The sequence below is a fragment of the Clostridium mediterraneense genome (assembly GCF_900091705.1).
GTDB classification, from domain to species: domain Bacteria; phylum Bacillota; class Clostridia; order Clostridiales; family Clostridiaceae; genus Sarcina; species Sarcina mediterraneense.
On record NZ_LT594785.1, the window covers coordinates 2,169,601 to 2,190,720 of the forward strand.

Annotated in this window: 18 protein-coding genes and 1 riboswitch; of the genes, 7 read left to right on the plus strand and 11 right to left on the minus strand. The window is 28.1% G+C overall.

The genetic code is table 11. The annotated features are described in order from the left end of the window. The first annotated feature begins 80 nt into the window (after positions 1–80). The 6 genes from BN8917_RS12040 (at position 81) to BN8917_RS12065 (ending at position 6,726) form a co-directional block, all read left to right on the plus strand. The gene (locus tag BN8917_RS12040; protein ID WP_066874719.1) at positions 81–2,807 is read left to right on the plus strand and encodes a sigma-54-dependent transcriptional regulator; all 2,727 of its coding nucleotides are present in this window, start codon (positions 81–83) and stop codon (positions 2,805–2,807) included. A 322-nt stretch (positions 2,808–3,129) separates the two neighbouring features. Continuing rightward, complete coding sequence (locus tag BN8917_RS12045; protein WP_084748635.1) at positions 3,130–3,465, plus strand: PTS sugar transporter subunit IIB; 336 nt, start codon at positions 3,130–3,132, stop codon at positions 3,463–3,465. Between the two features lie 121 nt (positions 3,466–3,586). Then, complete coding sequence (locus BN8917_RS12050) at positions 3,587–3,886, plus strand: PTS sugar transporter subunit IIB (protein WP_066874720.1); 300 nt, start codon at positions 3,587–3,589, stop codon at positions 3,884–3,886. A 135-nt stretch (positions 3,887–4,021) separates the two neighbouring features. Then, positions 4,022–5,452 (plus strand): PTS sugar transporter subunit IIC, encoded by a 1,431-nt coding sequence (locus tag BN8917_RS12055; RefSeq protein WP_084748637.1) that lies wholly within the window; start codon positions 4,022–4,024, stop codon positions 5,450–5,452. A gap of 161 nt (positions 5,453–5,613) precedes the next feature. Beyond that, positions 5,614–6,132 (plus strand): DUF3284 domain-containing protein, encoded by a 519-nt coding sequence (locus BN8917_RS12060; protein ID WP_066874724.1) that lies wholly within the window; start codon positions 5,614–5,616, stop codon positions 6,130–6,132. Positions 6,133–6,309: 177 nt separating this feature from the next. After that, positions 6,310–6,726, plus strand: coding sequence for a flavodoxin (locus BN8917_RS12065; protein WP_066874726.1), 417 nt, complete (start codon positions 6,310–6,312; stop codon positions 6,724–6,726). A gap of 84 nt (positions 6,727–6,810) precedes the next feature. Here BN8917_RS12065 and pstB (BN8917_RS12070) read toward each other — a convergent pair whose 3' ends face one another. From pstB (BN8917_RS12070) to trpS, 8 genes are all read right to left on the minus strand, one after another. Continuing rightward, positions 6,811–7,584, minus strand: a complete 774-nt coding sequence (pstB, locus tag BN8917_RS12070; protein WP_066874727.1) for a phosphate ABC transporter ATP-binding protein PstB — start codon at positions 7,582–7,584, stop codon at positions 6,811–6,813. Positions 7,585–7,609: 25 nt separating this feature from the next. Then, positions 7,610–8,365, minus strand: a complete 756-nt coding sequence (gene pstB, locus BN8917_RS12075) for a phosphate ABC transporter ATP-binding protein PstB (protein ID WP_066874728.1) — start codon at positions 8,363–8,365, stop codon at positions 7,610–7,612. Between the two features lie 12 nt (positions 8,366–8,377). Next, positions 8,378–9,295 (minus strand): phosphate ABC transporter permease PstA, encoded by a 918-nt coding sequence (gene pstA / locus BN8917_RS12080; RefSeq protein WP_084748638.1) that lies wholly within the window; start codon positions 9,293–9,295, stop codon positions 8,378–8,380. Between the two features lies 1 nt (position 9,296). Continuing rightward, complete coding sequence (gene pstC / locus BN8917_RS12085) at positions 9,297–10,169, minus strand: phosphate ABC transporter permease subunit PstC (RefSeq protein WP_066874733.1); 873 nt, start codon at positions 10,167–10,169, stop codon at positions 9,297–9,299. Positions 10,170–10,507: 338 nt separating this feature from the next. Beyond that, positions 10,508–11,443: a PstS family phosphate ABC transporter substrate-binding protein gene (locus BN8917_RS12090; protein ID WP_066874735.1), complete on the minus strand. Its 936-nt coding sequence runs from the start codon at positions 11,441–11,443 to the stop codon at positions 10,508–10,510. Positions 11,444–11,710: 267 nt separating this feature from the next. Continuing rightward, positions 11,711–12,307: an energy-coupled thiamine transporter ThiT gene (gene thiT, locus BN8917_RS12095; RefSeq protein WP_066874737.1), complete on the minus strand. Its 597-nt coding sequence runs from the start codon at positions 12,305–12,307 to the stop codon at positions 11,711–11,713. Positions 12,308–12,480: 173 nt separating this feature from the next. Next, positions 12,481–12,574, minus strand: a riboswitch (TPP riboswitch). A 95-nt stretch (positions 12,575–12,669) separates the two neighbouring features. Continuing rightward, entirely contained in the window at positions 12,670–13,365 is a 696-nt protein-coding gene (locus BN8917_RS12100; RefSeq protein WP_066874739.1) for a response regulator transcription factor, read from the minus strand. A 147-nt stretch (positions 13,366–13,512) separates the two neighbouring features. Further along, a complete protein-coding gene (gene trpS, locus BN8917_RS12105) occupies positions 13,513–14,520 on the minus strand; it encodes a tryptophan--tRNA ligase (protein ID WP_066874740.1) in 1,008 nt (335 codons plus the stop codon). A 356-nt stretch (positions 14,521–14,876) separates the two neighbouring features. On the opposite strand from trpS, the gene brnQ reads away from it, so the two are divergent. Further along, positions 14,877–16,166, plus strand: a complete 1,290-nt coding sequence (brnQ, locus tag BN8917_RS12110) for a branched-chain amino acid transport system II carrier protein (protein ID WP_066874741.1) — start codon at positions 14,877–14,879, stop codon at positions 16,164–16,166. A gap of 45 nt (positions 16,167–16,211) precedes the next feature. Here brnQ and yidA read toward each other — a convergent pair whose 3' ends face one another. The 3 genes from yidA to BN8917_RS12125 form a co-directional block, all read right to left on the minus strand. Then, positions 16,212–17,018 carry a sugar-phosphatase gene (gene yidA, locus BN8917_RS12115; RefSeq protein ID WP_066874742.1) on the minus strand — a complete coding sequence of 269 codons (807 nt, stop codon included), beginning with the start codon at positions 17,016–17,018 and terminating at the stop codon, positions 16,212–16,214. A gap of 125 nt (positions 17,019–17,143) precedes the next feature. Continuing rightward, positions 17,144–17,977 (minus strand): transglutaminase-like domain-containing protein, encoded by an 834-nt coding sequence (locus BN8917_RS12120; RefSeq protein ID WP_066874744.1) that lies wholly within the window; start codon positions 17,975–17,977, stop codon positions 17,144–17,146. Between the two features lie 342 nt (positions 17,978–18,319). Next, the gene (locus BN8917_RS12125; protein WP_066874747.1) at positions 18,320–21,067 is read right to left on the minus strand and encodes an Ig-like domain-containing protein; all 2,748 of its coding nucleotides are present in this window, start codon (positions 21,065–21,067) and stop codon (positions 18,320–18,322) included. Positions 21,068–21,120: the final 53 nt, after the last annotated feature.

Sequence of the window (21,120 nt, forward strand, 5' to 3'; positions counted from 1 at the left end):
TATAGATATTTTTACTTATTTTTCTTATCCTAAAGGATTATTTATATTTTTATTACATATTTATTTTGAGAGGTGATTGAGTGAAACGTTATACCAATAAGGAATTAGTATATAAGTATATTAAGGATACTTCGGAAAAACAATTTAAAGATAAGGATTCAGTAATTGGTTGTGAAACAAATGAAATAGCAAATAATCTTGACATAAAAAGAGCTAACGTAAGTAAGATTTTAAACGAACTTTATACCGAAGGAAAAGTACTTAAAATTAAAGGAAAACCTGTTCTATATAAAATAAATCTAAACTCGAACTCTAGAAAAACTACCTTTAGTATAAACATCGATAATATAATAGGCGGTAATAAAAGCTTAAAAAATTCAGTTCAACAAGCTAAGGCAGCTATGCTTTATCCACCTCATGGTCTTAATACATTGCTACTTGGAGAAACTGGTGTAGGTAAAACTATGTTTGCAGAGCTTATGCATAGATTTGCAATTGAAAGTAGCATTTATTCGCCTGAAGCACCTTTCATTTCATTTAACTGTGCTGATTATGCTAATAACCCACAATTACTTCTTGCTAGATTATTTGGATGTAAAAAAGGAGCCTATACGGGAGCAGATAAAGATCAAATTGGTTTTGTTGAAAGAGCTAATAAAGGTATCCTCTTCTTAGATGAAGTTCATAGATTACCTCCAGAAGGACAAGAAATGCTTTTTTATTTAATGGATAAAGGAGAGTTTACTCCACTTGGAGAAACTGAAAATTTTAAAAAAAGTGAAGTCTTAATTATTTGTGCAACTACTGAAAATACTGATACTACTCTTCTTCAAACATTTAGAAGAAGAATGCCTATGAATATAACACTCCCTTCACTTAGAGATAGGACTTATCAAGAAAGATTTGATTTAATTTGTGAATTTCTTAGAATAGAAGCTGCTAGAATTGGTAGAGAAATTATAGTATCTCCTAATAGTTTAAGATGTCTTTTATTATATAACTGTCCTTCAAATATAGGACAACTTAAAAGTGATATACAACTTGGTTGTGCTAATGGATTCTTAAAATGTATATCTAAAGGTGAAAAAGCTATTAATCTTTATAATACAGACTTTGCTCCCCATGTTAGACAAGGACTTATATTATACAAAAATCATATGGAAGAGATCGATAAAATAGTTCCAGATAATAAGAAACTATCCTTTAAATCTAATGGTTCCGAAGAATTATTAGAAATAGTTAAGAGTGAACTTCCTAATAATTTTTATGAATCAATTGCTGATAAAGTTCAAAACTTTCAAGAACGTGGTGTAGATGAAGAAGATATAAGTATAGTTCTTTCTAGTGAAATAAATAGTTACTTTAAAAAGCTTGTTTCTGATTTTGATAAGGATATAAATAAAGATGAAATTGCAAAACTAGTTTCTTCAGATATTATAGAAATAGTGGAAGATTTACTTCAAACAGCCGTATCTACTCTTGGACGTGTTTTTCCTAGTAAAACTTTTTATGGTCTTTGCCTTCATATAGATTCAACTATTAAAAGACTTAATTCTGGTAAAAATATAATTAATAACACTCTTAAATCTATTATGGAAGAACATAGAGATGAATATGCCTTAGCTTTAAGTTTTGCAGGTAGAATAGAAAAAAAATTTTCCATTAAACTTCCTTTAGATGAAGTTGGTTTTATAGCTATGTTTTTAACACTTGGTAAGAATCCAGACCTTGATGAGATAAATCATCCTATAGTTGTTGTAGCTATGCATGGTGCTTCTACTGCCTCATCAATGGTTGATGTAGCAAAAAAATTAATAAATGCGCATAATATTTATGCTTATAATATGAGCTTAGATAAAAATGCTACTGTTGCCTATACAGAACTTAAGGACTTAATACTTGAAAATCATAAAAATGCAGGAGTTCTTTTATTAGTAGATATGGGGTCACTAAAAATGTTTGCTACATTAATAGAAGAAGAAACTGGAATTAAAATTAATGTTATAGAAATGGCTTCTACTCTAACAGTGCTTGAATGTGCTAGAAAAGCAATAATAGATAAAAATGTAGATAATATTTGGTATTCTGTACAAGAAAGCCATCTTAATTACCTTGACTCTAATGTTAAAACACTTAAAGAAAATTTCAAAGTTAAGAGTGATAATATCATAATAACTGTTTGTTCTACTGGAGAAGGTAGTGCGATAATATTAAAAGAAATGATACAAAAAAAATTAGATACTAAAAATAGTAATGTTCAAATAATACCTTTAAATATAGATAATATTCAAGAATTTTATTCTACTGTTAACGGTCTTGGAAAGAACAAAAATATAGTCGCAATAGTTGGTACCTTTAATCCTGAAATATATGATATTCCTTTTATATCTATTTCAGAGATATTTAATGATACAAGCCTTTCTAGACTAAAATCTTTATTAAATAATAATCTAGAAAATAACTATATTAGTATAATAAATGCTCATAAAGATAAAATAACACCTTTTATAAATGAAAATATATATAAACATTTTATTTTGGACTTCTTAAAATTTGTTGAAAATAATTTTTCTTCTTTAGATGAAAATAAAATTATAGGATTAATAATTCATATCGCCTGTGCAATGGAAAGATTATATAACAAAGAAGAATCCCCTATTTGCGAAGTAAAAGAAAAACTTTTATCTCTATATAATTCGGAATATATACTATTAGATTCTTTCTTTAAATCATATTTAGATATAATTAAAATTAAATTTAATATAGATGAAATTTGTTTTATTCTTAGAACTATCAAAGAAATTTAACTAATTACCTAATATTTATTAAAAAAACTGTCTAATAAAAGACAGTTTTTTTATTTTATATTTTTAAATCTAAAAATTAAGTAATATATTAATTATATTTTCCTATTTTTAACACTAATGTGTATAGCATTCTCATAAATCTGTATATATTTATTATTTTTTTTAATGAAAACATTATCTTTTTGTCTATACACTAATTTACTAAAAATCTAAAAGATAAATAAATAAGCTCTTTCTAAATTTTGGCATGCTTATTGCTATATTAAATGGCATAAGAGAAATTTAAAATAATAAAACCTTAAATTATAGAGGTGATAAAACTTTGAAAATATTGTTTATATGCTGTGCTGGTATGTCTTCAAGCTTACTAGTAAAAAAACTAGAGGATTATATAAGAGAGTTTAATGCTTCAAACAATAATAATTTAAATATTACTATTGAAGCAATTCCTTTAGCCCAATATGTAAAGGTTGTAAATGATTATGATCTTATATTACTTGCTCCTCAAATAGGCTATAAGCTTAAAGAATTTAAAAAACTACTCAATAATAAAAATAAGCATATTCCAATTGCTGTTGTTAAAGGAATGGACTATGGATTATTAAGAGTAGAAAACATATTACAAGATTCATTAGAGCTTATCATGAGTACTGTTTAAGGAAATTAATATTATGTTTTTTTAAAACATAGTATTAACTAAAATTTTAAATACTCTTTAATCTTAGTTTTTAATTTCAAATTATAAAATATTTCAAAATTTATAAGGGGGTTTTTTAACCATGAAAAAAATATTATTAGTTTGTTCTGCTGGTATGTCAACATCTTTACTAGTTACTAAAATGCAAAAGGCTGCTGCTGAAAGAGGTTTAGATTTAGATATATCTGCTACAGGTTCAGGTACTTATAAAGATACAGCTGCTACAGCTGATGTAGTTCTTTTAGGACCTCAAGTTAGATTTATGTTAAGAGAAGTTCAAGCTGCTGTTCCAAATAAGCCAATCGAAGTTATCGATATGAGAGCTTATGGAAAAATAGATGGATCTGCTGTTTTAGATCAAGCTCTTAAATTAATGAAATAATTTTAGCAATCATTCAATAATTAAATTAGTTTAGCTTTATTTTTTATTATATAAAAAATTATTACAAATTAATTAGTTAAAAATAATATTTATATACAGTTATTTTTAAAATTTAATATTTTAGGGGGAATTATAATGAACTTTATTACAAAGTTAGGTGATTGGCTAGAAAGACATGTTATGCCAGTTGCTTCAGTTATTGGGTCACAAAGACACTTAAGTTCACTTAGAGATGGTTTCATCGCTACTCTTGCTGTTAATATGGCTGGTGCTATGGCTTCTCTACTTAATGCCGTTATATTTAAACCTGATTCAGTATTCGGTAAAATGCTAAATAAAATTGACGGTTATGCAAATTCAGTACAACCAATCTTCGATAAGTATTTCACTCCTGTTATGGGAAGAGTTTGGTGGGCTACAATAGCTATTATTACTATTTTCTTAGTTATTTCAATTTCTTATAGCCTTGCTAAATCATACGAAGTTGATGGACTTGCTGCTGCATTATCATCAACTGCAGCATTCTTTGCTGTTTTTAGTGAAACACTTACTCGTAGTATCGCATTCGATGGAGGACAATTCCTTGATGCTGATGGAAAAGTAGTACAAGTTGCTGCAGATGCATTAAATGGAGCGACTCAAGTTTCTGGAGATCTTTGGGGTATTATTGATGTGGGAGCTTTCGGAGAACTTGGTGCTGGAGCTATGTTTACAGGTATTATCGTTGCTATGCTTGCTACAGAATTATTTGTTAAAGTAACTAAAGCTGGTTGGACAATTAAAATGCCAGAACAAGTACCTCCAGCTGTATCAAGAGCTTTCTCAGCTATCTTACCTGCTTGTATATCAATACTAGTATTTAGTATTATAGGTATAATCTTTACAAACTTTGTAGGCAAACCATTAATGGCTTGCATAGAAGATGTTATCCAAAAACCATTAGTAAGTTTAGGACAATCTCCTATTACTTATATCTTTATGTTATTACTTGCTCAATTACTTTGGTTCTTCGGACTTCATGGTTCAAACATGACAGATCCTGCTATGAACACAATGTATAAGCCACCTCTATATGAAAATATGGAAGCTGCTTTAAACAATCAAGAAATTCCTAACACAATAACAAGAAACTTCCTTGATGTATATGCTATGCACGGTGGATCAGGAGCTACTCTTGGATTATTAGTTGCTATTTACTTATTCTCAAAGAGACAAGAACAAAGAGAATTATTCAAACTTGCTCTTGCTCCAGGATTATTCAATATCAATGAACCAGTTATATTTGGTCTTCCAATGGTATTAAACCCAATTATGTTTATACCATTCGTATTAACACCTCCAATCTGTGTATTCATAGCCTATGTATTTACGGAATGGATACCGTTTGCTGGTAAGATTATGACTGAAACTCCTTGGACAACTCCTCCAATATTTGGAGCTTACTTAGCTACAGGTGGTAGCTGGCAAGCAGCTGTTGTTGCAGCAGGAACATTCTTATTATCAATATTAATGTATGCTCCATTTGTTATTGCTTCAAACAGAATTGATGTTAACCAAGAAGCATAATTAGAATAAAATAAGATTGATATAAAATTAAATGATATGGGGACTTCCCCATATCATTTTTTTATCTAGAATTATTAATTATATTTTCATTATTCATTCTTTGTATATATTTTTACGGTATAATATATATATAATTTATGAGATTTTAGGGGGATATTAAAATGAAAACAAGTAGTTTTAAAAATACAGCTGAGCTTAAATATTCTAGAAAAGAAATATTTAAGATTTTTAAAAAACAAGCAAAACAAGATTTTCCTAGATTTAATTCAAAAGAGGCTAAAGGAACTTCTACTACTAAAAATATTGGATACTATGCTAATAGATCTACTAAAGCTTATATTGAAATTACAGATTATATAGAAAATGAAATATATGAGGTAACAACTACAACAAGTAAAACTAATATAACCTTTATTAGTAGATATACTTTAGAAGAAATTGATGAGAACACTACTCGCCTTACATTAGAAGAATCACAAGCTGGTACTGGAACATTTGATACATTTAACCATATAATCCAAGCTATATTTTTCAAAGGTAGAATTAAAAAGAGATTTAATTTCATGATACAAGCACTTGAAAATGAAATACAACAAATGAGGAATAATACAGGAAGTTCTGCTAAAAATGAACTTATTAATGATTCAAGAGAAGAAATTGCTACAAGTGAAGAAAATTAATAATAAAAAAGTGTAATTTTTAATAACTATATATCATAAGATAAATATATATATAAAAGTCACATTTTATTTAATATAAATTAAAATAAAATTTGATAGATTTTTATTGATTATTATGTGTATCTATATTACACTTAAAATTAGTTTAGGTATATTAATAACGCGAGGTGAAATAAAATGAAAAAAATATCAATAATATATTGGTCAGGTACTGGTAACACAGAAGCCATGGCTAACTTAATAGCACAAGGTGCTAAAGAAAATGGAAATGACGTTAAACTACTTAATGTAAGTGACGCTTCAGAATCAGATGCTACAGAAGCTGATATACTTGTTCTTGGCTCACCTGCAATGGGTTGTGAAAACATAGATGAATATGAAATGGAACCATTCGTAGAATCAATCAGCTCAATGCTTGCTGGTAAACCTGTTTTACTATTCGGATCATATGACTGGGGTGATGGAGAATTCATCGAAAATTGGGCTAACACAATGAGAGAATATGACGCAAATGTAATCGGAACACTTATTGTTAACATGACACCAGAAGATGAAGATATCACTAAGTGTATTGAAGCTGGTAAATCTCTATAATTTTATGAATTAAAATAGAATTAGTTTCACTTAAGTTGAATATAAAAAAACAAGGCATCCGCCTTGTTTTTTCTTTTATAATTATTAACTCACTTTTTGAGACTTAATATTTTTAATTCCCATTACGTAATTTTTTGTATCTTCATTTTTAGGATTTGTAAAAATTTCTTCAGTTTCATCAAATTCAATTACTTCACCCTGATAAAAATAAGCTGTATAATCTGAAATTCTTCTAGCTTGTTGCATATTATGAGTTACTATTACAACACTATATTCTTTCTTTAATTCTGATATAAGCTCTTCTATCTTTGCTGTAGATATAGGATCTAATGCTGATGTAGGCTCATCCATTAAAATAACATCTGGTTCTATAGCTATAGTTCTTGCTATACAAAGTCTTTGTTGTTGCCCTCCTGAAAGTTTTAATGCTGATTTATCAAGTCTTGCTTTAACCTCTTCATAAAGCCCAACCTTTATAAGTGACTTTCTAACTATCTCATCTATTATTCTTTTATCACTTATTCCATGTATTCTAAGTCCAAATGCAACATTTTCATATATACTCATTGGAAATGGATTAGGTTTTTGAAATACCATTCCTATATATTTTCTAAGCTCTAATACATCAAAATTACAATGTATATCCCTATTATTATAAGTTATATCTCCAGTTATCTTAACTCCCTCAATTACATCATTCATTCTATTAAGACATCTTAAAAATGTTGATTTACCACATCCTGATGGTCCAATTAATGCAGTAACCTTATTTTTTTTGATGTCCATATTAATTCCTTTTAAAGCCTTAACCTCTCCATAATACAATTCTAAATCTTTAACACTCATTATATTACACATATCTCTGTCTCCTTTTAATTAATCATTAACCAAATCTTCCTGAAATATAGTCCTCAGTTTCTTTTCTTTTAGGCTTTGTAAAAATAACTTCTGTTTCATCAAATTCTACAAGCTCTCCATCTAAGAAAAATCCTGTATAATCAGATACCCTTGCTGCTTGCTCCATATTATGAGTAACTATTACAACTGTATATTTTTTCTTAAGTTCTCCTATAAGTTCTTCTATCTTTATAGTTGAAATAGGATCTAAGGCTGATGTAGGTTCGTCCATTAAAATTACATTAGGATTTGCAACTATTGTTCTTGCTATACAAAGTCTTTGCTGCTGCCCTCCTGATAATCCAAAAGCTGAAGAATTTAATCTATCATATACTTCTTCATAAAGTCCAACATCTTTAAGACTCTTATCAACCATTTCACTTAAAACCTTTTTATTTTTTATCCCATGTCTTTTAGGTCCATAAATTATATTTTCATATATTGACTTAGGAAATGGATTAGCTTTTTGAAATACCATTCCTACTTCTTTTCTAAGTTTTATAAGATCTGTATCTTTTTCAATTATATTTTTTCCACCTATCTCTATCCTACCCTCATACTTTATTTCTTCTATCATATCATTCATTCTATTTAAACATCTTAAAAATGTTGATTTACCACATCCTGATGGTCCAATTAAAGCTACTACTTTATTTTCTGGCACCTTAATATTTATATTTTTAAGTGCTTGTTTTTTTCCATAAAAGAAATTTAAATTTTCTACATTTATAATTGTCTCCATAGCTAATCTCCTTTAATTTCCCATCTTCTTTTGATATTTATTTCTTAAAATTATTGCTAAAGCATTCATACTTAATAATATAACTAGTAAAACTATAATTCCTGAAGCTGCAAGCTCTTGAAATTGCTGCTGTGGTCTTGATGTCCAGTTATATATTTGAAGTGGTAATGTTGTATATGATGAGAATAATCCTTCTGGTAGGAAAGTAACATAACTTGCTGCTCCAACCATAATAAGTGGTGATGATTCTCCAAGTCCTCTTGATATTGATAATATTGTTCCTGTTAATATTCCTGGCATAGCAAATGGTAAAATAACTCCTGTGATACTTTGCCACTTAGTTACTCCTAAAGCATATGAACCTTCTCTTAAACTATCAGGAACTTGTTTTAAGGCTTCTTGAGCTGTAATAACTATTGTTGGTAATATAAGTAGAGCCATTGTTAAGGCCGCTGTTAAAATACCTCTTCCAAGATTCATAAACTGTACAAAAAATGCTAGTCCAACAATTCCATAAACTATAGCTGGTACCCCTGCAAGATTTGATATATTAAGCTCTATAAAATTTTTTAATTTTCCCTTTTTCATATATTCTTCTATATAAACTGCTGCACCTATTCCTATTGGGAATGAAATTGCTGCTGTTAGTAATATAACTAATAAGCTTCCAACTATTGCTGGTAATATACCTGCTCTTGAAGCTATTCTTGACGGTGAATTTGTTAAGAAATCTATACTTAAATATTTAAGTCCATCTTTTAAAATAGAACCCAGTAATATTAGTAGCATTACTATCCCAAATGCTGTACAAGCAAACATAAGTGCTTTCATAATATTGTTTATCATTTTTCTTTTTTTAATATTATTTTTTGAATATTTTCTAAAAAGATTTTTTTCTTTTATATCATTAAAATTACTTATATTTTGCATTCTAATAAACCTTTCCTTTCTTAACTATTCTCTTAGCTATAATATTTAATCCAAATGTCATTATAAATAATAAAGCACCTACAACAAATATTGTTTTATACTCTATTGATCCAAAAGTAACATCTCCCATTGCTACTGATACCATATATCCTGTCATTGTTTGTATTGATTCTAAAGGATTTAATGTTATCTGAGGTTTAGCCCCAGCTGCAATAGCAACTATCATTGTTTCTCCTATAGCTCTTGATATAGCTAAAATAAATGATGACACTATTCCTGAAATTGATGCAGGTAATACTATTTTTCTTATAACTTCAAATTTAGTAGCTCCCATTCCATAGGCACCATTCTTAACAATGTCTGGAACAGAACTCATAGCATCTTCACTTAAAGAAGATACTAAAGGAATTATCATTATTCCAACTGCTATACTAGCACTTAGAACATTAAATATCTGAATATCTTTTATAAATATCTTTAAAAATGGTGTTATAACTGTTAAAGCAAAAAAACCATATACTATTGAAGGTATTCCAGCTAATATTTCTAATATTGGTTTAACAATATTTCTAGTTTTCTTTGATGCATATTCACTTAAATATACAGCAGCCCCTAGTCCTATTGGAAGTGCTACTATACTTGATCCTATCGCAATTAATAAAGTACCATTAACTAAAGGTAATACTCCGAATTCCTGAGGATGTATAAGTGGTGTCCATACTGTTCCTAGGAAGAATTCTTTAATACTTACTTCTTTAAAGAAACTTACTCCTTCTGCAAATAAAGTAATAATAATAAGTGCTGTTATTAATATAGTTAAGATTCCAAAAACCTTTAATACTTTTTCTATTATTCTTTCTCCCTTAGTCTTCATCTTTTTCCTCCTAATTTAAAATTACCCCTTTTCTTATCTTAACTATATTATAATTTTCTTGTGTTAACTAAGTTAATGTTAAAGTTAAGCTAATGTTAAGTTTTTAATTATTTTTCTTAACTTTACGATAAAAAAAATGATATTATTTACAATAATCTATCTCTATGTTAAACTATTGTTGTCCTATGGACTTTTTCCTGGGTTATATATTTTATATAATCTATTAGGAGAATTTTCATTGCCTAGATTTTTTTGGTATCTTAAAGGACTATTTAATTTATTCTATACAGAAAAGACCTGTAAGGAAAAACTGTCCCCTTACCGGTCTTTTTCTATTGCTATTCTTTATTTATCTTTTCCAATTCCTTTGCATAAGCTTCATCCCCTAAAGGTATATATCCTACTTCTGGAACTATAGCTTGAGCATTTTCTAAATAAAAATCAACAAATGCCTTAACTTCTGCTTTTTCTAAACTTGCATTATTTACATAAATAAATATTGGTCTTGAAAGTGGTTTATATGTTCCATCTTTTATAGTATCAAAGGTAGGCTCAACTGTTTTACCCTCATTAGTTATCTTAACAGCTTTTAACTTATCTTGATTTTCTTCATAATACGCAAATCCAAAGAATCCTACTGCACTTTTATCTCCTGCAACACCTTGAACTAATACATTATCATCTTCACTAGGATTTACATCGTTTCTCATTGCCTTAGATTTTCCAACTATAGCTTCTGTAAAGAATTCAAAAGTCCCTGAATCTGGACCTGGTGTATAAAACTTAATTGGTGTTTCTGGCCATTCAGCTCTTAAATCTTTCCATGTTTTAATTGTACTACCTGGTTCCCACATTTTTTTAAGCTCTTCTACTGATAATGAATCTACAAAATCATTATCTTTGCTTACAGCTACAACTACTCCATCAAGAGCAACATTTAATTGAGTATATTCTACTCCATTTTTCTTAGCTTTTTCTTCTTCCTCAGTCTTTATAGGTCTTGATGCATCCTGTATATCTGTATCACCTGTAACAAATCTTTTAAATCCTCCACCTGTTCCTGAAATACCAACTGGAATTTTAACATCTTTATGTTCTGCATTAAACTCTTCTGCCATTGCTTCTGTTATAGGTGCAACTGTTGAGGATCCATCTACTTTAATCTCACCTTTTAAAGAAGTAGCCTCACTACTTCCCCCACATCCAGCAAATAAACCTACTGTTCCTAATAAAGCAACTGATGCAGCTATAATCTTTACACTCTTTAATTTCATAATTTTCCCCCTAAACATTTAATTAAACTATCATTTTAAATATTATCTTGTCCATCCTATAATCTAATCTTAAACTAGCTTAATTAAGCCTAAATTATCTTTAAGTTAAGAAATGAAAAGACAAGGTTAACTTTTCTTAACACAAGGAAAAATATATTTACACCTTTTCTACTTAAAATAATAAAAGCTATAAACATAAAAAATGTTTATAGCTTTTACTTTTATATAAATTTTTAAGAATTGAGGCTATTTTTTATTTAAACTAAATTATGCTTTAATAGCTTTTTTTAGTTTATTTAATGGTAATAGCATAATAACTATAATACTTAAAATACCTACTACTCCTGTACTAGTTAGATTATATACTATTGAATATTTCCATACATTCATTCCTTGAGGTGCATATTCTCCATAAAAATATACTCCTGAAACAATATTAGAAAATACACTAAGTGCAACTACTATTATAGATGATATTAATATTTTATATTTATTATCTCGTCCTACAAATCCTGAAAGACCTAAAACAACAAATGCTAATATATAATCTAATAAAGCTTCAGCGATTGAAACAATATGTCCTCCAGTAATAAGACTTAAAATTCCAAATATTAAACCACAAGTCATTCCTTCAGCATTTCCATATAAGATTCCAATTAACATTATAGGTACCATAGGAACAAGGTTTATACCTCCTCCTTGTGGATATGATATAAACTGAATAAATGATAAAATAAATGCTATTGCACTAAAAAGAGATATTACAATCATCTTTTTTAAAGTCATATCAGTTTTCCTAAATCCTATTACAAATAAGATTAAAAATCCTATTGATACTGCGTAAACTAATAAATCTACAATCATGATTCTCCCACCTTTTCTATTTGATAAATCTTTATTTAAATAATTATCTAAAGTTTAGAGAAAACAAAAAAGCAATATTTCGCTCGGAAATATTGCTGTATATACAAAAAATAAAATCATTACTAGTATAATAAAATAACTATATCAAATTATAGTTAATCAATAGTTTAATGATTTAAATTAAGTAGCTTTCCTACGCTGGTATTAACCATATCAGGTTCAAGGGTTGATAATTCTCTCAGCCATAAGGCACCCCTAGCTAAACTATTAAATTTTAAATAAATAAGACTTTAATTAAAGTTTATATTTCTTATATAAGCTTGTCAACATAATTCATTCTACAAAAATCGCATATAAATTCACTATTCTCCATCACAAATAAATTTATATCCAACACCTCTTATAGTTTGTATAAACATAGGATTCTTATCATCATCCTCTATCTTTTGTCTTAAATGTCTTATATGAACATCAACAGTTCTAGTTTCTCCTATATATTCATATCCCCATATCTTATCAAGTAGCATTTCTCTTGTTAAGATATTACCTTTATTCTTAATAAGAAGTTTTAATATCTCAAACTCTTTAAGCGTAAGTTCTATCCTCTCCTCAGACTTTTTCACTTCTCTAGTTTGAAGATTTACTGAAACATCTCCAAATTTAAATAAATTTTCTTCTGTTCTTGTTGAATTTCTTCTAAGTTGAGCTTTGACTCTAGCTACAAGCTCTCTTACAGAAAAAGGTTTTGTCATATAATCATCAGCACCAAGTTCAAGTCCAAGTATTTTATCTATTTCTTCACTCTTAGCGGTTAACATTATTATAGGTGTATTTCCTATAGTACTATCTTTTCTAACTTCCTTACAAACTTCAAACCCATCCATTATAGGAATCATAAGATCTAATATTATTAAATCTACCTTTCTTTCTTTTGCAAGCTCTAAAGCTTCTTTTCCGTCGGCTGCTTGTAATGTTCTAAACCCATTTTTCTCTAAGTTGAATTTTATAAGCTCCCTAATATGAGCCTCATCATCAACTATTAAAATTCTTTTCTCCACAAACTTTCACCCCATATTATTAATTATATGTACATTTTAGTATTTCATACAAAATACTAGTTAATTATATCAATCATTTGCTATTTATAACAAGTATTTTGAATATAATAATAAGGATACCCTATACTAAGGCACCCTCATTATATACTATCTTGGTATTAATCCAATTTTCTTTTGAACTTTTCTTAAAGTTTTTGTAGCTACATAATTTGCTTTTTCTGCACCAGCTTTATAGATAGCTTCTAATTGTTTTTTATCAGCTAAAAGTTCCCTAACTTTATTTTGAACTGGTTCTAACTCTGCAACTATTGCTTCTGCTACATCTTTCTTAAATTCTGCGTATCCTTTACCTTCATATCTCTTTACTATATCTTCTGGTCTTACACCTTCTATTGTAGATAAGATATTAATAAGATTCTTAACTCCTGGTTGCTCATCTGTATAATTTACAACTCCGATACTATCAGTAACTGCTCTCACTATTTTTCGTCTAATATCTTCAGGTTTATCCATAAGGAAAATTGAAGCATTTGGATTACTTTCTGACTTAGACATTTTCTTTGTTGGGTCTTGAAGATCCATTATTTTTGCTCCTGCTTTTGGTAGATATGCTTCTGGAATTTTAAATGTAGGGCTATAAGTATTATTAAATCTTGTAGCAATATCTCTTGATAGTTCTAAATGTTGTTTTTGGTCTATACCCACTGGAACTAAATCTGTTTGATATAATAAAATATCTGCTGCCATAAGAACTGGATAAGTGAATAATCCTGCCCCTATTGATTCTCCTGCATCTACAGCTTTTTGAGACTTATCTTTATATTGAGTCATTCTACTAAGCTCTCCCATATATGAATTACATGTTAGAAGCCATGCTAATTCAGCATGTGCTGGCACATGTGATTGAATAAATAGAGCATTATTTTCAACATCTATTCCTGAAGCTATATATATAGCTAATATTTCTAAAGTTCGCTTTCTAAGGTCTGCTGGTGACTGTCTTACTGTTATAGCATGAAGATCAACAACACAATAGTAACACTCATATTCTTTTTGAAGCTCTACCCATGATTTTATAGCTCCTAAATAATTTCCAAGTGTTAAATTTCCTGAAGGTTGAATTCCACTAAATATAACCTTTTTATCGTTTTCCATAGAGATATTCTCCTTTCTCTTAAATATAGTTGTATTTTTTAGTTAATAATTTTTCTACTACCATTATTACCTATAACCATTATAGCGTATATAGTAACATAAATTAATAGATTTTATATATTTTATTCAAAACTTAAATCAAGCACCTAAAAATTACTTATTTTATAATTTAATACTTGTATCTATACCATTTTATTGAATTTATTCAATTTTATTGATTAATATTATTTTTTTATTAGTTAAATACCTATAAATTTATTGAATTAATAAATAAAATTTGATATTATTAACTCATATATAAATTTTAGAGATTATTTATAACAAATTAAAAATCCCAGGAAGGGGGACATATTCATATGAATAAGAAAACAAAAGATTACTTAATAATAGGATTCGCATTATTCTCAATGTTCTTTGGTGCTGGAAATTTAATATTTCCTCCATTTTTAGGACAAACTCTTGGTGAACATTATTGGCTTGGTATAATAGGTTTTACTATAACAGGGGTAGGACTACCTTTACTTGGTCTTCTTGCAGCTACTAAAAATCATGGTAATTTTGAAGAATTGTCATTAAAAGTTGGAAAAAACTTTTCAAAAATATATTCAATAGCATTATTTTTATTAATAGGACCTATGCTTGCAATTCCTAGAACTGCAGCAACAACTTATGAAATTTCTATTCAACCAAACTTTGAACATTTTAATACATTCATATTTATAGTAATATACTTTGCTATAAACTTAATATTTGTATTAAGACCATCAAAGATAATTGAAACAATAGGAAAATATTTAACTCCAATATTATTATTTATACTAGTAATATTAATAGTTAAAGGAATAATTAATCCTGTATCAGGATATTCACCAACTGATGTAGCAAATCCATTAGCTAAATCACTTATTGATGGATATCAAACAATGGATGCTCTTGCTTCAATAATCTTTGCTTCACTTATCATAGGAGCTGTTAAATCAAAAGGATATAAGGAAAATCAAATAATAAAAGTTACTGTAAAAGCTTCAATAGTTGCTATCATTGGACTAGGACTTGTTTATGGTGGTCTTATCTTCCTTGGTTCAAGAACAGGAAGTCTTGCAAATGGTCTTTCAAACTCAACATTATTATTATTCTTATCAAGCTCAATTCTTGGTAAAATTGGAACAATAACAATAGGAGTTGCTCTTGGACTTGCTTGTTTAACAACATCAATTGGACTTCTATCATCAGGTGGAGAATTCTTTGAAAGAATTTCAAATGGAAAATTAAAATACACTTATAATGTACTTGCAATGGTAGTTATAAGTATTGGAATAGCTAGTGTTGGATTAGATAATATAATTTCACTTTCAGCTAGCATTCTTGGAATAATCTATCCTATAACAATAGTTCTTATATTACTTAATTTATTTGATAGATTTGTTAGAAGTACATTTGTATATCAACTTTGTGTTTATACAACACTTATAATAAGTATTCTTACATTTATTGCTGGATACTCAAAGCCTCTTGCTGATATACTTGGCTACTTACCACTATACTCATCAGGATTTGGATGGATATTACCATTTGTTATTGCTTTTATAATAGGTAATTTCTTTTTCAGACAAAGTGAAAGAGTAAGCATATCATCTGAAAGCTAAATAAATACAAAATTAAAAAGGAGCTATAAACTAGCTCCTTTTTTATTATGATAAAATAAATTTACTTATAACAGCTTCTACACCATCTTCTTCATTAGTTTTAGTTATATGGTTAGCTATTTCCTTAACTTCATCAAAAGCATTTCCCATAGCTACTCCAAGACCAGCATATTCAATCATATGAAGATCATTACCAGCATCTCCTACTGCTATAACTTCATCTCTTGAAATTCCCATATGTTTTACTAGAGCTTCAAGACCTGTTCCCTTATTACTTTCTTTATTTAAGAATTCTAAAAATACTGGAGCACTTCTTACTACTGTATACTTTTCTTTAACACTTTCTGGTAAATTCTCAATAGCCTTATCTATATTTTCTTTAGAATCTATCATCATTATTTTTATCATTTCTTCATTATCTTCAATATCATCAAAACTTCTTTCTAAAATCTTGATTCCATTTAAATCTGCTTCAAGCTGTGTGTACTCATTTATTTTATTAGTTATAAGTCCTTCTATCTTTGAAAAAGCATGTATAAATACACCTAATTTTTCACTAAGCTCAGTAAGTTCTTTTAAATCTTTTCCTAATAAAGTTTTACTTGCTATTATATTTTTACTCTTAACTTCTTGAACAAGTGAACCATTATAGCTAAGAACATATTCACCATCTTTAATTAAATCTAATTCTTCTAAATATTTATAAAGTCCTTCTATTGGTCTTCCTGATGATAAAACTACTTTAACCCCTTTAGCTCTTGCATCATTTAAAGCTTTTTTAGTTTTATCTGATACTGTCTTATCTTCTCTTAATAAAGTTCCATCCATATCTAATGCTATTAACTTGTACATATCTTACCCATCCTTTTATTGTCGTTTTCTGAATTTTAAATTATTATAACATAAATGTAAGACTAAAAAAATTATAGTTGTACCATTTTTAAATAATACAACTATAATTTATAAATTATTAAATTCTAAGATTCTTTAGGTGTACCCCATTGAGCTGTTACTACTCCATCTTTATGAGTTTTATCAAAATTACTTGTATTAAAATAGTCTGCTGTACTTATCTTTACTATACTTATCTCATTATTATTTATATCTTTTACAACCTTATAACTTGGTTGTTCTGATAATAATCCTTTATAAATAACAGGCTCTCCAATTCTTTTAACTTCTGCTACATAACTATTAGCAAATGTACAATCTACATTAACCCATTTACCTAATGAAGGAATATACACTTGATTCCATTCATGTCCTGCCCAACTAGGACTATCTGGATTTCCTCCAAGGCCTTGTCCACCAATCATTCTAACATCTAAACCAGCATCTTTAGCCATTACAAAATATAATGAAGCATAATCTAAACAAACTCCACTTTTAGTTTTAAAAGTATCTATAGCTCCACCATAGCCTAGTAAAGTCTTACCTTCACTAACATATGCTGCTTCTTTTGAATTATATGTTATATTTTCTGCTACCCACACATAAATAGCCTCAGCCTTCTCTAAATCTGTTGTGCAGTTACTAATCACTTTCATTGTTTGATCATAAATAGCCTTATTACCTTTTATATTTTGCATAATAGTTTTATTATTAATAATAATGTTACCTTGAGGTAGCTTAAGCTTAGAATTATCATTTATTAATGATGGATCACCAATATAATTACCTATAGCCTTTTCCTTTAAATAAATATATTGATCAACCTTATTATTTCTAGTTATATATTTAGTTAAAATACCTATCCCACCAAAAATTAAACATAATGTAACTACAACATTTATTAATTTTCTCATACTCATCCAAACCTTCCTTATAACAAATTCATAACTCCTAACTAAAAATTATAAAATATGATATAAAAACATGAGTATTTATATTTAAATAAATACTCATTGCCAACACTTAATTAATCTACTATAAAATTTTAAAATATCTTCACAAAAACAAACTATATATATTACCTAAATAAAATAGTATTCTTTCAGTAATATGTATTTATATTACCATAAATATAATATTATTTCAGTTAACTTAATTTATTAAATAAATGTATACTTAGTTATTTCTATATGAATAAAAGAGTAAGATTTAATATAATCTTACTCTTTTAATAAATTTATTGATAATATATTTTCTTATTACTAATCTTGTTTATACACAAATATTTGTTTATTTAAGATTCTTGCTTTTATTCTTTCAAACGGATAATTTTTACCTGGACATAATGTTTGTCCTATTCCAGGATCACCATGTCTAAATATTTGCTTCATTCCATATTTACTAACTAAATATTTTCCTAATTCTACAACTGCATCTTCTTGTGCCTTCGGCATAGTTTCTTTATAATAATCACCCATTACAGCTATACCTAAAGATGTAGCATTAGTATCATTATCTAGGTTACCATCACTTGGACCAACTTCCGCTGCATGAGCCCCTCTCCAATTTTCTTCTCTTCCTTTATATATCTTTCCATCCTTATGAATATAGAAATGATATCCTATTCCAGCCCATCCATTTGTAAACCTATGAAAGTTATGAACTGATGCAGCTGTTGCATTACCCGCTGCATGATGTAAAACTAATTTATCTGGCACATTAGGTAAAGGTCCTTCTACACCAAAATCAAATTCTAATCCTAAATCAATTATATTTACTTTATCTAAATATATTGAAGTACTTATGTAATTTTTACTTCCATCATTACCTACTACCTCTACCTTTATAATCTTATTTCCTCTACTTTGTTTAGTTAAGTCAATATTCATTTTAAATCCACTATTGTAACCATCTTTATATCCTGGATAAGCATTATTTACATCTGGTCTAGCAATTCCTTTAGTAGCCTTACCTATAAAGCTATCATTTATATATACATTAATATCTTTTACACCGCTACTATTTAAAGCCCATCCCTCTAATTGTATATTATCCTTATTAGTATTATATCCATTTAAAGGTTTATCAATCCAAACCTTAGATTGTTTTTTAACTAAGTTTATTGAGATAACTTGTGATTGAATACTGTTATCATTACCTACTACCTTTACAGTAATATTATGCATACCACTTGAATAATTACTTAAATCTAAATATCCTTCAAATCCAGATTTATTTCCATTTATATATCCTGGATAAGCATTATTTACATCTTCTCTTATTAATCCAGTTGTTAAATTTTTAATATATCTATTATCTATATAAGCTTTTATTTCTTTCACTCCAGAATTATTAATGGCCCACCCTGATATATTTAATAATTCATTAACTGATTGTCCATTTGCTGGAGATTCTATCCACATCTTAGCTTCTTTATTTTTCTTATTTATTACTTTATATGCTGTATCTATACTATTATCATTACCTATTACATCAACTCTTAATGTATATTGACCATCAGAATAATTTCTTAAATTTATTTCACCTTCAAATCCTGAATTTTTTCCAGTTGTATATCCTGGGTATAAATTATTAACATCTTCTCTTATTAAACCAATACCTAAATCTTTTATATATTTTCCATCTATATACGCTTTTACAGCCTTTACTCCAGAATCATTTATCCCCCATCCAACAATTTTGAATGTATGTTCAAAGCTTTGTCCATCAGTAGGATAATCTATCCATGTCATTGATTGTTTCTTATTTCTTATTATATTTACATACTGTGAATTAATACTTTTATCTTTCCCTATAGCATCAATTCTAATAACATGATTACCACTAGAATATTTATCTAAACTTATTTTTCCACTAAACCCTGAATTCTTTCCTCCTACATATCCAGGATATACATTATCTACATCTTCTCTAACAATTCCACTAGTAAGAGTCCCCACATATTTATTATCTACATATGCTTTAATTTCGCTAATACCAGAATCATCTAATGCCCAACCTGATATTTCTATCTCTTTTGTAAAAGTAGAATTATTACTAGGTTTTTCAATCCACATTAATGACTTCTTCTTCTTTCTTTCTATGTTAAATTCCTGTGATTGAGACGTACCATCTTTCCCAACAACCTCTACTTTAATATGATGTTGACCTGATGAATGATTAGATAAATCAATTATTCCCTCAAAACCTGACTTATATCCATCTAAATATCCTGGGTATGCACTATCAACATCATATCTTATAATACCACTTCTAAGTTCACTAAAATATTTCCCATCTACATAAACATTAACCTTTTGAACTCCTGAATCATTAATTCCCCAACCTACTATTTTAAAAGTATTATCTATAACTGTTCCATTACTAGGAGATTCAATCCACATTTTAGATGGCTTTTTAGATAACGCTCTCATCTCATTATAATTTCTAATTATTTTATCTCCATATTCACTATCATTTGCCCATTTACCTGATAATGAACTAACATTCTTAGCTGATCCATATAAATAATTAAAATGTCTAGGATCATATGTATTATTTGTTCTAGGATATGAATCTGCTCCTGCATATAACGCTAAATGATCTAAATGAGCTTTTACTCCTTCATGCCAATTATTAAACTTATAATGTGCATTAGGATCTATATCTTCACCCCCAACAGGATTTTTCATTCCACACGGATTAAAGTATGTTTCATCTATTACACCACCAAAATTACCAAAACCAGTTTCTATTCCTGATTGAATATATGCAATAGCAGGATTTACATATCCATGTTTATCATAATATTCCCAATACAAATCAGCTAATTCTATAAATGTATTGGTAGCATTTTTCCCTCTAGCCCATCTTTTAGCATCTTCTTTTGTTATTATTGTTTCAGATATAATATTTAAATTATTATCTGCTTGTACCATTTTTCCTGGTATCATAATAGCAAATAAAATTATACTTAATATCAAACTTATAGCTTTATTATACCTCTTCACCAATTTACTCTCCCCTTTTATTCAATTTTAATTTTTACTCATAACTTATTCTC

Coding starts and splice junctions, on each gene's coding strand:
- BN8917_RS12065 (WP_066874726.1), top strand. CDS start 6,310: ATGAAAAAAATATCAATAATATATTGGTCAGGTACTGGTAACACAGAA.
- BN8917_RS12090 (WP_066874735.1), bottom strand. CDS start 11,443: ATGAAATTAAAGAGTGTAAAGATTATAGCTGCATCAGTTGCTTTATTA.
- pstA (WP_084748638.1), bottom strand. CDS start 9,295: ATGCAAAATATAAGTAATTTTAATGATATAAAAGAAAAAAATCTTTTT.
- BN8917_RS12055 (WP_084748637.1), top strand. CDS start 4,022: ATGAACTTTATTACAAAGTTAGGTGATTGGCTAGAAAGACATGTTATG.
- pstB (WP_066874728.1), bottom strand. CDS start 8,365: ATGGAGACAATTATAAATGTAGAAAATTTAAATTTCTTTTATGGAAAA.
- trpS (WP_066874740.1), bottom strand. CDS start 14,520: ATGGAAAACGATAAAAAGGTTATATTTAGTGGAATTCAACCTTCAGGA.
- thiT (WP_066874737.1), bottom strand. CDS start 12,307: ATGATTGTAGATTTATTAGTTTACGCAGTATCAATAGGATTTTTAATC.
- BN8917_RS12060 (WP_066874724.1), top strand. CDS start 5,614: ATGAAAACAAGTAGTTTTAAAAATACAGCTGAGCTTAAATATTCTAGA.
- BN8917_RS12120 (WP_066874744.1), bottom strand. CDS start 17,977: ATGAGTATGAGAAAATTAATAAATGTTGTAGTTACATTATGTTTAATT.
- yidA (WP_066874742.1), bottom strand. CDS start 17,018: ATGTACAAGTTAATAGCATTAGATATGGATGGAACTTTATTAAGAGAA.
- pstC (WP_066874733.1), bottom strand. CDS start 10,169: ATGAAGACTAAGGGAGAAAGAATAATAGAAAAAGTATTAAAGGTTTTT.
- BN8917_RS12050 (WP_066874720.1), top strand. CDS start 3,587: ATGAAAAAAATATTATTAGTTTGTTCTGCTGGTATGTCAACATCTTTA.
- brnQ (WP_066874741.1), top strand. CDS start 14,877: ATGAATAAGAAAACAAAAGATTACTTAATAATAGGATTCGCATTATTC.
- pstB (WP_066874727.1), bottom strand. CDS start 7,584: ATGTGTAATATAATGAGTGTTAAAGATTTAGAATTGTATTATGGAGAG.